10 protein-coding genes are annotated in these 12,679 nt (G+C 69.2%); 7 read left to right on the top strand and 3 right to left on the bottom strand.

Annotation, left to right across the window (positions count from 1 at the left end; all coding sequences use genetic code 11):
• Nucleotides 1-108: 108 nt before the first annotated feature.
• Complete coding sequence (locus J2848_RS11600) at nucleotides 109-1,143, bottom strand: amino acid ABC transporter substrate-binding protein (protein WP_149231151.1); 1,035 nt, start codon at nucleotides 1,141-1,143, stop codon at nucleotides 109-111.
• A 306-nt stretch (nucleotides 1,144-1,449) separates the two neighbouring features.
• Between J2848_RS11600 and J2848_RS11595 the strand changes: the two genes are divergently transcribed.
• The 3 genes from J2848_RS11595 to J2848_RS11585 all read left to right on the top strand — a co-directional run bounded on the left by J2848_RS11595 (nucleotide 1,450) and on the right by J2848_RS11585 (nucleotide 4,759).
• Nucleotides 1,450-2,499, top strand: coding sequence for a sensor histidine kinase (locus J2848_RS11595; RefSeq protein WP_149231150.1), 1,050 nt, complete (start codon nucleotides 1,450-1,452; stop codon nucleotides 2,497-2,499).
• A 100-nt stretch (nucleotides 2,500-2,599) separates the two neighbouring features.
• Nucleotides 2,600-3,229, top strand: coding sequence for a hypothetical protein (locus tag J2848_RS11590; protein WP_149231149.1), 630 nt, complete (start codon nucleotides 2,600-2,602; stop codon nucleotides 3,227-3,229).
• A 273-nt stretch (nucleotides 3,230-3,502) separates the two neighbouring features.
• Nucleotides 3,503-4,759 carry an MFS transporter gene (locus J2848_RS11585; protein WP_149231148.1) on the top strand — a complete coding sequence of 419 codons (1,257 nt, stop codon included), beginning with the start codon at nucleotides 3,503-3,505 and terminating at the stop codon, nucleotides 4,757-4,759.
• 21 nt (nucleotides 4,760-4,780) lie between these two features.
• On the opposite strand, the gene J2848_RS11580 is transcribed toward J2848_RS11585, so the two are convergent.
• Nucleotides 4,781-6,664 carry an FHA domain-containing protein gene (locus J2848_RS11580; protein WP_149231147.1) on the bottom strand — a complete coding sequence of 628 codons (1,884 nt, stop codon included), beginning with the start codon at nucleotides 6,662-6,664 and terminating at the stop codon, nucleotides 4,781-4,783.
• 152 nt (nucleotides 6,665-6,816) lie between these two features.
• Here J2848_RS11580 and J2848_RS11575 point away from each other — a divergent pair, with 152 nt between their 5' ends.
• From J2848_RS11575 to J2848_RS11560, 4 genes are all read left to right on the top strand, one after another.
• Nucleotides 6,817-8,286, top strand: a complete 1,470-nt coding sequence (locus J2848_RS11575) for a D-alanyl-D-alanine carboxypeptidase/D-alanyl-D-alanine-endopeptidase (RefSeq protein WP_246193816.1) — start codon at nucleotides 6,817-6,819, stop codon at nucleotides 8,284-8,286.
• Nucleotides 8,287-8,443: 157 nt separating this feature from the next.
• A complete protein-coding gene (locus J2848_RS11570) occupies nucleotides 8,444-9,094 on the top strand; it encodes a chemotaxis protein (RefSeq protein WP_149231145.1) in 651 nt (216 codons plus the stop codon).
• Nucleotides 9,095-9,161: 67 nt separating this feature from the next.
• Complete coding sequence (locus J2848_RS11565) at nucleotides 9,162-10,133, top strand: endonuclease/exonuclease/phosphatase family protein (RefSeq protein WP_149231144.1); 972 nt, start codon at nucleotides 9,162-9,164, stop codon at nucleotides 10,131-10,133.
• 125 nt (nucleotides 10,134-10,258) lie between these two features.
• Nucleotides 10,259-10,621, top strand: a complete 363-nt coding sequence (locus J2848_RS11560) for a hypothetical protein (RefSeq protein ID WP_149231143.1) — start codon at nucleotides 10,259-10,261, stop codon at nucleotides 10,619-10,621.
• A 74-nt stretch (nucleotides 10,622-10,695) separates the two neighbouring features.
• Here the strand turns inward: J2848_RS11560 and ahpF are convergent, their stop codons facing one another.
• Entirely contained in the window at nucleotides 10,696-12,291 is a 1,596-nt protein-coding gene (gene ahpF, locus J2848_RS11555; RefSeq protein ID WP_149231142.1) for an alkyl hydroperoxide reductase subunit F, read from the bottom strand.
• Nucleotides 12,292-12,679 lie beyond the last annotated feature (388 nt).

Genomic DNA, 12,679 nt, shown 5'->3' with positions numbered 1-12,679 from the left:
GTGCGGGGGAAAAAAGCCCTCTCCCGGGGCTCTCAGCGGATCTTCGATCCGCCTGACGCCGTCAGCACAAACGAAGTTTGTGCGAGAGGCGGGAGAGGGAGGACTCCCTTACTTCATCGGCGGGGCGTACATCAGGCCGCCTTCGGTGTAGAGGGCGTTCTGGCCGCGCGGCATCTTCAGCTTGGAGCCGGCGCCGACGTTGCGCTCATAGCTCTGGGCGTAGTTGCCGACCTGCTTGATGATGGCGTAGGCCCAGTTCTCCTCGACGCCCAGCGCCTTGCCGTTGCCGGCGGTGACGCCCAGCAGGCGCTTCACGTCCGGATCGGGAGAGGTCATGGCGGCGTCGACCGTCTCCGAGGTCAGGCCCTTCTCCTCGGCCTGGACCATGGCGTAGAAGGCCCAGGTGACCAGATTGGTCCATTCCTCGTCGCCCTGGCGGACGGCCGGGGACAACGGCTCCTTGGAGATCAGCTCGGGCAGGATGACGTAGTCGGCCGGGTTCTGCACCTCGGCGGCGCGGATGGCGGCCAGCTGCGAGGCGTCGGAGGTCAGGGCGTCGCAGCGGCCGGCGAAGAAGGCCTTGTTCAGCTCCTCGTTCTTCTCGATGACGACCGGCTTGAAGGTCATCTTGTTGGCGCGGAAGTAATCCGACACGTTCTGCTCGGTCGTGGTGCCGGGCAGGACGCAGACGGTGGCGCCGTTCAGCTGCTTGGCGCTCTTCAGCCCCAGTTTGGCCGACACCATGAAGCCCTGGCCGTCATAATAGTTGGTCGGCGTGAAGTTCAGGCCGTTGGCGGTGTCGCGGGTCAGGGTGCGGGTGGTGTTGCGGGCGAGCAGGTCGATCTCGCCGGACTGGAGCGCCGGCAGGCGCTGCTGCGCCGACAGCGGGGTGTACTTCACCTTCTCGGCATCGCCGAACATGGCGGCGGCGACGGCGCGGCACATGTCGACGTCCAGGCCCGACCACTTGCCCTTGTCGTCCGGCGCGGAGAAGCCGTACAGGCCCAGATTGACGCCGCACTGGACATAGCCCTTCTGCTTCACGCCGTCGAAGGTGGCGCCGGCCTGGGCCGTACCGGACAGGGCAAGAGCGGAGACGGACAGGGTGGCCGCGATGGCGAGCGCGCTCAGATGGGACTTCACGGGGCGTGGCTCCTTCAGCCTTGTTCATTCCAGGGGCGCCGGGGCAGGAGGCTCCGGCCGCCGCGTGCCGTCACAATCGCTCCGTGGGTTGAACAAAGTGCCCGACCGGCATGAACGGTTGTCGCGGAGTTGTGAACAGCTTTGGACAGATTGGCCGCGCAGGCGGCGAAGGGGGTGACCGGGCTTCGCCCGTCGATTGTCACGGGGGCCGGCCGATATTTCAGGTGCAGGGACTTCCTCCGGCCCTTACAAGCGCCAGGTGCCGGTCTTATGTCTGTGCGGGAAAATTGCGGGGTTATGGAGGGAATGGGGTCCGATCGGCCGGTCTGGCAGTGGTTTGCGCGTTTTTCGCTGCTGCGGCGCGGTCCGGTGCCGCGCTATGGCATGGCCGTGCTGTCCGCCGGCACCGCCCTGCTGCTGCGCCTTGCCGTCGACGGCACCATGTCGTCCGGCTTTCCCTTTCTCACCTTCTTCCCGGCGGTGATCCTCACCACCTTCATAGCCGGGCGGGGGCCGGGGGTGGCGGCGGGAGTGCTGTCGGGACTGGCCGCCTGGTATTTCTTCATTCCGCCCTACGAATCCTTCGGGCTGAACGCATCCGTCGAACTGGCGTTGGCCTTCTATGCGGTGGTGGTCGCGGTGGACATCGCGCTGATCCACGGCATGCAGACCACGCTGGCCCGTCTCCAGGAGGAGCGCGGCCGTACCGCCTCGCTGCTGGAGGTGCAGACCACCATGTTCCACGAGCTGCAGCACCGCGTCGCCAACAACATGCAGTTCGTCTCCGCCGTGCTGGATTTGCAGAAGCGCTCCGTCGGCCACACGCGGGAAGGGGCGCTGGCGGCGCTGGAGGAGGCGGGGCGGCGGCTCGACACCATGGCGCGGGTGCACCGGCGCCTGCACGACCCGCGCTCCGGCGATGATTTCGGCAGCCACATCGAAGGGCTGTGCCGGGACATGATGTCGGCGGCCGGCGCTCCCGGCATCGACTGCCGCGTGACGGTGCGGGCGGCGCCGCAGTCGCCCGAACGGCTGCTGGCTCTGGCGATGCTGATCGTGGAGGCGCTGACCAACAGCCTGAAGCACGCCTTTGCCGGCCGCGAAGGCGGCACAATCACCGTCGAACTGCATGAGGTGCCGGACCAGCCCGGCCAGCTGCACCTGCTGGTGATGGACGACGGGGTCGGCCTGCCGGACGGTTTCGACGCGCAGCGCCTGCCCAGCCTGGGCTGGAAGATCATCCAGAGCCTGGCCGCCCAGCTGTCCGGCCGATTGACCCACGGTCCCGCCGACGGCTCCCAAAACGGCTCTCCCTGCGGCACCGGCACGCGGATCGAACTGCGCTTTCCGGCCTGACCACCATCATCGCCAAGGCTTTTCCGTCGCGTTGGGACGAACTATCTGTGATCCTGCCGGCCGTTGCGGGGACCGGCCGGCGACAGCAGGGGGGATGTTCATGGCGACGCTGAAGGAATTCGAGGACGCGCTGAAGGCGGCGGGCAACACGGCTGCGCTGGAGATCCTGGAATCCTTGAGGGCGCGCGACCGTTCCCAGCGCTCCGTCCGTCCGGCGCGGCGCCTGACCGGACGCAAGATGACGCCGGAACTGGCCGCAGAGATCCTGCACCTGCACGAGACCACCAACATGACCCAGCAGGAGATCGCCTTCCAGCTGGGGGTGAACCAGGGGCGGGTGAACGAGGTCATCAAGCGCCGCAAATGGCTGACCGACGACCCCGACGCACCCGAGGCGCAGGCCCGCGACAAGGCCAAGCAGCGCGCCAAGGAAGGCGTCGGCATCCCGGCACGCCGGCCGCCCCGGAAGAAGAAGGAGAAGGTGGAGGCGGTGCCGGAGGTCGCACCCGGACTGCCGCCCGAGGTGGTACCCGAGGTGGTGGTGGCGCCGGAGCCCGCGCCGCCGGTGACGCCGGAACCGGTGGCCGAGCCGCCTGCTCCCGAACTGCCGATGCCGATGGCGGCACCAGAGTTGCCGGTGGAGCAGCCGGAAAAAACGAAGGACAAGCCGAAAAAGGCGCGCAAGCGGGACAAGGCGGCGGAGATGCCGCTGTTCAAGGATCTGCTGTAGGGGCGGGTGAGGGGGATGCGCGGCGGGACTTTTGCGAAAATCCTGCAACGCATCCCCCTCACCCTGCCCCTCTCCCGGGGGGGAGAGGGGATTTTGTGCGAATGTCAGCCAAGCCATGCCCGCCGGTCATTTCGCACCTGCGAAATTGACGGCCTGCGGCGGATTGCCTCAGCGGGGCATTGGCAAATATCCTGACCCTGTCCCGGTCGCTTTCGATTCCCCCGCTGCCGGGCCCTTCCGTCCCTCATCCAGCGCGACAGCGGAGAAACGACCATGGCGTCTGCCGGCCATCACGGCGACTTGCGTGCGGAGGTACCGCTGACCTCGGCCCATCCCGGGCTGGTGCTGCTGGCGCTCGCCATGGGCGGGTTCGCCATCGGGACGACCGAATTCGCGACGATGAGTCTGCTGCCCTATTTCGCCCGCGGCCTGGGCATCGACGAGCCGACCGCCGGCCATGTCATCAGCGCCTATGCGCTGGGTGTGGTGGTGGGGGCGCCGGTGATCGCGGTGCTGGCGGCGCGGGTGGCGCGGCGGACCCTGCTGATCGGGCTGATGACGATCTTCGCCGCGGCCAACGTGGCGAGCGCCTTTTCGCCCTCCTACGGCTGGATGCTGGCCTTCCGTTTCATGAGCGGGCTGCCGCACGGCGCCTATTTCGGCGTTGCGGCCCTGGTCGCCGCCTCGCTGGTGCCGCCGCAGCGCCGCGCGCAGGCGGTGGCGCGGACCATGCTGGGGCTGACGGTAGCGACCATCATCGGCGTGCCGATGGCGAACTGGATCGGGCAGGTGCTGGGCTGGCGCTGGGGCTTCGGCGTCGTTGGGCTGCTGGCGCTGCTGACCGTGCTGCTGGTCTGGATCTTCGCGCCGAAGGACCGGCCGCATCCCGATGCCAGCCCGCTGCGGGAACTGGGGGCCCTGAAGCGGCGGCAGGTCTGGCTGACGCTGGGCATCGGCGCCATCGGCTTCGGCGGCATGTTCGCGGTCTACACCTATGTCGCCTCCACCCTGATGGAGGTGACCCAGGTGTCGCCGGCGGTGGTGCCCGTCGTGCTGGCGGTGTTCGGCGCCGGCATGACCGTCGGCACGCTGGTCAGCGCCTGGGCCGCCGACCGCGCCCTGATGCCGACCGTCGCCATCGTCCTGCTGTGGAGCGCCGGGTCGCTGGCGCTCTATCCCTTCGCCGCCGGCAACATCTGGCTGGTGTCGGTGGTGGTCTTCATGATCGGCTGCGGCGGCGGGCTCGGCACCCCGTTGCAGGCCCGGTTGATGGATGTGGCGGAGGATGCGCAGACGTTGGCCGCCGCGCTGAACCACAGCGCCTTCAATGCCGCCAACGCGCTCGGCCCCTGGCTGGGCGGCATGGCGATCGCCGCCGGCTGGGGCTGGACCTCCACCGGCTGGGTCGGCGTCGTGCTGGCGCTCTGCGGTCTGGTGGTGTGGGCGGTGGCGCTGCTGGACGACCGGGCGACCGCCAGCCGGGCTTCCGAGTCGTCCCGGCTGGCCGAGGCCGCCTGCGCCGGGGACTGACGGTCCCGGCGCCCCCGGCGGTCAGCGTCCCGCCCCCACGCTCCAGGCAATGCGCGCCGGATGTTCGCCGAGGTCGAGGGAGCCGATGACGATCTCCCCCCGGCCGGACAGCGGCGCCACATCGCCCATCTTCAGCAGGCGCTGTTCGCCGTCCTGCGCCACCAGGCGGGTGCCGTTGCGGCTGAGATCCTCCACCGTGAAGGCACCGTCGCGCAGCCGGATCAGCGCATGCCGGCGCGAGGCGGAGGCGTGGTCCAGCGTGATGCCGCACTCCGCCGCGCGGCCGATCACCACATCGTCGCCCGCATCGGGCAGCGCCACCGTCCGGCCCTGGTAGCTGAGCGTCAGCCGGGGGGCCGGCGTCGGCGGCGCCTGCATGTCGACCGTCATGTCCGTCGGCCGGGCGTGCGGCGAGGAGGCGATCCGCAGTCCCGCCACCACGCCGGTGCCGGTCATCGACACGCGCTGGTCGTCGGGGATGGTGGCGATCTTGGCGATCAGCCCGTCGGCCAGCGCCCGTGGAATGCCGGCGGCGCGCAGGCGGCGGCCCAGCCCTTCGCGCACCTCCTGGATCGAGGCGCCGGGGGCGGCCAGTTCCGCCGCGGTCTTCACCCGGTTGAACTCGTCGGCGACGCGCTGGATGACGAGGCTGATCTTCTTGTGGCCGTAGGGGCTGGCGCCGAGGTCGAGCAGATAGCCGAGCCGCCCCGCCGCCGTGTTGAAGCGGCCGGCCAGCCGCGTCATCGTCTCCTCGAAGGACAGGTCGACGCCGCCGGTGGCCCACACGGTCTTGCCGCGGCGGGTCAGCGATTCCGCCATCTCCGGACCGCCCATATAGCCGTCGAAGGCGATCATGCCGTCGACGATGGATGAGAAGGCGCGGGCGTCGCTGGCCGACCCGGTGCGGGTCAGCGGGGTCAGCCCGTCCAGTCCGCCGCGGATGCGGTTCAGCAGCGCCCCGCGCGTGCGGGCGAAGCCGAGCCCCGTTCCGTCGGAGGCCAGGGCGTTCGACAGCGTCAGCAGGGCTTCGGTGTGGGGCAGCCGGTCGTCCAGATCGCCGCGCAGCGCCGCCAGCAGGGCCAGCAGGGCGGAGGCGAGATCGGGCGAATAGCCGATCAGGGCGCGGATCGGTTCCCGCCCGTCGACGATCTCCGCGGCGAATTCGTCCACCAGCCGGGTGTTCTCGCCGTCGCCCTCCTGATACAGGCGCAGGACGGCGGTCAGCTTGGCGCCCCATTCCCGGTGCGGTTCCAGCAGGGTGCCGAAGGCGTGGGTGACGATGCGGTCGCGCTCCTCCACCGGGCGGTCGACGGCGGCCAGCAACAGGCCGGAAATCCCGCCGCGCATCAGCGCCTGGTCGAAGGGGGCCAGCGTGTCGGACTTCTGGGCGAGCTCCTTCAGCGCGGTGAACAGGCGGGTGATCTGGTCGTAGCGTTCATGTGGCTTCACCCCCAGCATCGGCGCCTGGAGGGTGGCGAGCCGGCTGATCGCCGGGTTGAACAGCAGCGCCTCGCGCTCGAAATAGCGTAACGGATAGTAGCGGTGAAGCTGTTCCGACGGAATGATGCCCTGGTCATCCCAGTAGCCGCGCAGCAGCCGCAGCAGGGTCATCCGGCTGTCGAAGGAGAAGACCTGCAACACGTCGGTGCAGAGGTTGGCGGTGTCGATCGGCGAGATGGTGGTCAGCTTGGCGCCGCCGGACGAGGTCTTCTGGAAGATGGTCTCTTCCCGCCCGGTGCCGGTGACCTTCACCACGCGCACCACCGGGAACTTGGCAAGGCGCAGCAGGAAGTTGGCGCGTTCCGTCGCCGACTTCTCGTCATCGAAGACGCCGTCGATGTTGGGTTTGCCGCCCTGTTCGACCACCACCTCGAAGCGCGCCTCGCGCCGCTTGGACATCGCCATAACCGTCCCCCCCTGGCTTGCCCGCTCAGCCTGCCCCTATCGGACTGTCCTCGACGGACTGCCGCCCGGCTACGTCCCTGTTCACGATTCCCGGCGATTTTTTCCCAAAATACTTTATGAAAGCTTCCATCAGAAGCGGAAAGACCCGACCCTTGACCGCAATCCGTCACTCCGGTAGCCGGCCCGATAACCGACTGCTGCTGGGCCGCCGGCCGTTCCTCGGCCTGTTGGGATCCCTGGCCCTGCCGGCGGCGGGGCTGCCGGTGCCGGCCATGGCGGGCACCGCCGGTGGTTTGGAGGATGCTGCGGTCGGCTACACCCTGTTCGAGCCGGACAGCGGCCGCGCGCTGGAAGCGCAGGCGGCGGACACCCCCTTCATCCCGGCGTCGGTGGCGAAGCTGCCGACGGCGGCGGCGGCGCTGGCCCTGCTGGGTCCGGACCATCGCTTCACCACGCGGCTGCTGGCGACGGGACCGCTGGCGGGCGGGGTGCTGCGTGGCGACCTGATCCTGCAAGGCGGCGGCGACCCGGCGCTGGCGACCGAAGGGCTGTTGCAGCTGCTGGGCGGGCTGACCGCCGCCGGGCTGCAGCGGGTGGAGGGGCGGTTCCTGTACGATACGGCGCTGCTGCCGGAACTGGCGGAGATCGACGCCGGGCAGCCCTGGGCCGCCCCTTACAACACCGGAGTGGGGGCGCTGTCGCTGAACTACAACCGTGCCCTGCTGAGCTGGCGGCGCGGCGCTGCGGGGCCGGAGGTGCTGACGGTCGCCGATGCCGGGCGGCTGCCGCTGGACAGCGTCGCGGTACGGCCGATGGCTGGCGGCGGCGGCTTCCCGCTGCTGCCGGACGGGGCCGACCGCTGGCTGATGATGCCGCCGGCCGCGGGGGAGGGGGGAAGTGCCTGGGTGCCGGTGGCGCGGCCGGGGCTGGCCGCCGCCACGCTGTTCCGCCGGCTGGCCGCCGATGCCGGCATCACCCTGCCGGCTCCCCAGATCGGGCGGGCGCCGGCTGGGGCTGGAGATGGGGCCGCGGCGCTGGCGGCGCTGGACAGCCCGCCGCTGACCGATCTGGCGCGCGGGCTGCTGCGCCATTCCAACAACCTGTCGGCGGAGGTGATCGGGCTGGCGGCGTCGCGCCGGCTGGATCCGTCGGCCGCGACGTTGGAGCGCTCGGCGGCGCTGTTGCAGGGCTGGCTGACGCGGCAGGCGGTGGAAGGAGGCAGGCAGGCTGCGGGATGGAGTGGGCTTCGGCTCGCCAACCATTCGGGGCTGGGCACCGGGTCGCGCTCCACCCCGAGGCAGATGGGGGCGCTGCTGCGGGCCGGCGGCCCCGCTTTGTGGGAGCTGCTGCCGGGGGAGGAGGACGGCAAGGCGCTGCCCGCCGGTGTCCATGCCAAGACGGGGACACTGGCCTATGTCAAGGGGTTGGCCGGGCTGCTGACGACGGCCGGCGGCCGGCGGCTGGGTTTCGTCCTGTTCATCGCCGATCCGCGGCGGCGGGCGGCGATGGATGCGGCGCTCGACCGCCGGGTGACCGCCACGCCGCCGGAGGCACGCGCCTGGGCCATCGGCGCGGCCAGGCTTCAGGCTGAGATTCTGGAAAGGTGGGTTTCCACCTATTGACTGACATAGGTCATAGATCCGAGCATGCCATATATGACAAAATGCGGATCGATATTGATTCGCCGGAAACCGGCGCAAAATTGGTGCTTCATTCGTCTGCCCGCCCCCTTGCCCGCCGCTTATTCGTCCGCATCCAGCAGCGAGAGCCCCAGACCCGATGATGACAGACCGTTCCGGCCTCTCTCCCGCGCACAAGGTCCTGCGCCGCCGGCTGGAACATCAGGATGTCGCCGCCAACCGCTACCATGACCGGCGGCTGGGGGCGGAGGTGGTCAACATCGTCGTCGGCGGCTGCGTCGTCACCGACGACCCGAACGTCGTCATCACCACCACGCTGGGTTCCTGCGTCGCCGCCTGCCTCTATGATCCGGTGGCGGAGATCGGCGGCATGAACCATTTCCTGCTGCCCGATGCCGGCACCGACACGCTGTCGCTGTCGTCGCGCTACGGCGCCACGGCGATGGAGCATCTGATCAACCGGCTGCTCGCCGTCACCGGCCGGCGCGACCGGCTGCGCGCCAAGCTGTTCGGCGGCGCCAACGTCAACCTGAACACCCTGCGCACCGCCAACATCGGCCAGCGCAACGTCGACTTCGTCATGGAGTATCTGGCGACGGAGGGCATCCCCACCGTCAGCTGGGACGTCGGCGGCGCCAGCCCGCGCGCGGTGCGCTTCTTCCCCACCACCGGCCGCAGCCAGCGCCGGCTGATCGGCGACGAGTCGCTGCACGACATCGCCCGCAACGAGTCGTCCTATATGGAGCATCTGGGCCGGACGCGGATCGAAGGCGACGTCGAGCTGTTCTGATAAGCTCGACCGGGGGCACAGCCATTCGTCGCGTGCTCCCACCCGCCGTCCTTCTGCGGAGCCCTTCATGGCCGACACGCTGTTCCGGATCGCCACCTTCAACCTGGAAAACCTGGACGACGATGCCGACGAGCCACCCTTCGAGGCGCGGATCGCCACGTTGCGCCCGCAGCTGGAACGGCTGGAGGCCGACATCCTCTGTTTGCAGGAGGTCGACGCCCAGCATCCGGTGAAGAGCGAGCCGCGGATCCTGCGGGCGCTGACCCGGCTGCTGGAGGGCACCCGCTATGCCGGCTATCACGTCACTGCGGGTGATGCCCCGTCGCCGGCCGACCGCCACAATCCGGTGATCGTCAGCCGCTGGCCGATCCGGGCGGCGCGGCTGCTGCGCCATCATCTGGTGCCGCCGGCCCGCGTGCGTCTCGCCACCGCCGACCCGGCGCCGGAGGGGGAGACGGAGGTCGGCTGGGACCGGCCGGTGCTGCATGCCGAGGTGGAGATGCCGGACGGCCGCATCCTGCATGTGTTCGACCTGCATCTGCGGGCACCCATCGCCGCCCCGGTGCCGGGGCAGAAGGCCGGCGCCCAGACCTGGAAGACGGCGTCGGGCTGGGCGGAGGGGTTCTACCTTGCCTCGATCAAGCGGGCGGGCCAGGCACTGGAGACCCGCATGGCGGTCGACCGGCTGTTCGATGCCGATCCCGACGCGCTGATCGTGGTGGCCGGCGACTGCAACGCCGATCTGGAGCAGACCGCCGTCCGCATCATCCGCGCCGCTCCCGACTTCACCGGCAACGCCGAACTGGCCAACCGCGTGCTGGAGCCGCTGGAGCAGGCGATCCCGGAGGAGCGGCGCTACACCGTGCTGCATGGCGGCACGCCGGTGCTGCTCGACCATCTGATGGCGTCGCCGCAGCTGACCGGGCGGCTGCGCGACGTGGCGATCCACAATGAGGAGCTGACCGACGAGGTCGAGCACGCCGACGAGCCGTCGCCGGTGAGTTACCACGCACCGGTGGTGGCGAGTTTCGCGCTGTAGATCACTCTCCCCCCGGGGAGAGGGGGGGTATGGGACTTGGCGCTGGATTCGGGGGCACAACTGGTGGAAAACAGCGCCTTCGGGATTTTTGCGGCGTTTCAGAAAGCGCCATTCAGGGAGACAGCATGTTCACTGCCGCCAGCTTCCGCGTCGGCGACCGCGTGACCATCCGCAGCGGCCAGTCCATTCCGCAATCCATCGCCACGGTGGAACGCTACACCGAAGGGGGGCGCTGCATGGTGCTGTCCGACGGCAGCGAATGGCGGGCCGACGGCCGCCGCCAGTGGGGCTTCCGCGGCAGCTACTACAAGGGTCCGGTGGTCGAGCCGTTCGAGCCGGGCGACGACGACTTCGTCGCCCGCCGCCGCGTCATCGGCGCGCTGCGCAAATTCGGGGACGGCCTGACGATGGACTCGGCCCTGAGCACCGAGGCGTTGCAACGGATCCTGGATGCGGTGGACAAGGAAAAGGCAGCGGTGAAGAAGTAGGTTCTTCATCTCTCGAACAGCAAAAAAGCCGGCGGTCCCTCGCGGGACCGCCGGCTTTTTTCATCTCGAACCGTTCACTCCGCCGCGATGGTCTCGCGCACGGCTTCCTCGGCGGGAACGGTGCGGATCAGGTGGTCGAAGGCGGCCAGCGACGCCTTGGCGCCTTCACCCATGGCGATGACGATCTGCTTGAACGGCACCGTCGTCGCATCGCCGGCGGCGAAGACGCCGGGCAGCGAGGTCTGGCCGCGGTTGTCCACCTCGATCTCGCCGCGCGGGGTCAGGGCCAGCGTGCCCTTCAGCCATTCGGTGTTCGGCACCAGGCCGATCTGTACGAAGATGCCTTCCAGATCGACCCGCTTCAGCTCGCCACCAACGCGGTCCTTGTAGGTCAGGCCGACGACCCTGTTGCCGTCGCCATGCACCTCGGTGGTCTGGGCCGAGAGGATGACGGTGACGTTGGGCAGGCTGTGCAGCTTGCGCTGCAACACCGCGTCGGCGCGCAGCTGGCTGTCGAACTCGATCAGCGTGACGTGCGAGACGATGCCGGCGAGGTCGATCGCCGCCTCCACGCCGGAGTTGCCGCCGCCGATCACCGCCACGCGCTTGCCCTTGAACAGCGGGCCGTCGCAGTGCGGGCAGTAGGCGACGCCCTTGTTGCGGTATTCCGCCTCGCCCGGGACATTCATCGAGCGCCAGCGGGCACCGGTCGACAGCACCACGGTGCGGGACTTCAGCGAGGCGCCGCTGGCCAGCTTCACCTCGATCAGACCGCCTTCCTGCGTGGCCGGCACCAGGGCGGTGGCGGTCTGCAGGTTCATCACGTCGACCTCATAGTCCTTGACGTGCTGTTCCAGCGCCGCGGCCAGCTTCGGCCCCTCGGTGTGGGAGACCGAGATGAAATTCTCGATCGCCATGGTGTCGAGCACCTGACCGCCGAACCGCTCGGCAGCGACGCCGGTACGGATGCCCTTGCGGGCGGCGTAGATGGCGGCCGCGGCACCGGCGGGGCCGCCGCCGATCACCAGCACCTCGAACGGGGCCTTGGTCTTGATCTTCTCGGCGGCGCGGGCGACGGCGCCGGTGTCCAGCTTGGCGACGATCTGCGCCACGTCCATCCGGCCCTGGGCGAAGGGCTCGCCGTTCAGGAAGACGGTGGGAACCGCCATCACCTGACGCTGCTCGACCTCCTGCTGGAACAGGGCACCGTCGATGGCGACATGCTTGACCCGCGGGTTCAGCGCGCTCATCAGGTTCAGCGCCTGGACCACGTCCGGGCAGTTCTGGCAGGTCAGCGAGAAATAGGTCTCGAAGCGGAAATCGCCGTCGAGGTTGCGGATCTGCTCCAGCAGCTCCTCCGACTCCTTCGACGGATGGCCGCCGACCTGGAGCAGGGCCAGGACCAGCGAGTTGAACTCGTGCCCCATCGGCAGGCCGGCGAAGGTGACGCCGATGTCGCTGCCGTTGCGGATGATGGCGAAGGACGGCCGGCGCCCGTCGGCGCCGTTGCGCTCCAGCGTGATCTTGTCCGACAGCGAAGCGATGTCTTCCAGCAGGCCCAGCATCTCCTGCGACTTTGCCCCGCCGTCCAGCGACGCCACCAGCGTGATCGGGTTGGTGATGCGTTCCAGATAGGCCTTCAACTGCGTCTTCAGATTGGCGTCCAGCATGGCTTTCGTTCCCAACGTCTCGTGTCCGGGGCGGATCGCCTGCGCAGATTCGCGGCGGTCCGGGCGGAAAAATGGTGGCCCTAGGCAAAAGAGCCGGTCGGGCGGGCGGTCTGGTTTTGAAACAGCGAAGCGTTTGAAACGTCATCGTCCTCCCCGCGCAGGCGGGGATCCAGGCTTGGAAAAGGCTGCGACAAAAAGCGCCTGGGTGCCCGCCTTCGCGGGGATGGGGAAACCGATGACGGGTCCTGTGTCGGGGAGGCTTTGAAAGCCGGCCCGTAAAAACCTGCCCTGCGGCCAGCCCCGTATTTCAAGGCGGCCTATCCAAGGGTACTGCTTGCAATCCCGCCGGAGCGGGGGTGGGGACCGGCCGGAGCCGGCCCCCGATCCT

Origin of the sequence: Azospirillum lipoferum, from assembly GCF_024170005.1 — a bacterium.
Taxonomy (GTDB): domain Bacteria; phylum Pseudomonadota; class Alphaproteobacteria; order Azospirillales; family Azospirillaceae; genus Azospirillum; species Azospirillum lipoferum.
The sequence above is the reverse complement of the archived record's forward strand: the minus strand, read 5'-3'. Positions and strand labels throughout refer to the sequence as shown.

Coding starts and splice junctions, on each gene's coding strand:
- J2848_RS11595 (WP_149231150.1), top strand. CDS start 1,450: ATGGGGTCCGATCGGCCGGTCTGGCAGTGGTTTGCGCGTTTTTCGCTG.
- J2848_RS11590 (WP_149231149.1), top strand. CDS start 2,600: ATGGCGACGCTGAAGGAATTCGAGGACGCGCTGAAGGCGGCGGGCAAC.
- J2848_RS11585 (WP_149231148.1), top strand. CDS start 3,503: ATGGCGTCTGCCGGCCATCACGGCGACTTGCGTGCGGAGGTACCGCTG.
- J2848_RS11580 (WP_149231147.1), bottom strand. CDS start 6,664: ATGGCGATGTCCAAGCGGCGCGAGGCGCGCTTCGAGGTGGTGGTCGAA.
- J2848_RS11570 (WP_149231145.1), top strand. CDS start 8,444: ATGATGACAGACCGTTCCGGCCTCTCTCCCGCGCACAAGGTCCTGCGC.
- J2848_RS11565 (WP_149231144.1), top strand. CDS start 9,162: ATGGCCGACACGCTGTTCCGGATCGCCACCTTCAACCTGGAAAACCTG.
- J2848_RS11560 (WP_149231143.1), top strand. CDS start 10,259: ATGTTCACTGCCGCCAGCTTCCGCGTCGGCGACCGCGTGACCATCCGC.
- ahpF (WP_149231142.1), bottom strand. CDS start 12,291: ATGCTGGACGCCAATCTGAAGACGCAGTTGAAGGCCTATCTGGAACGC.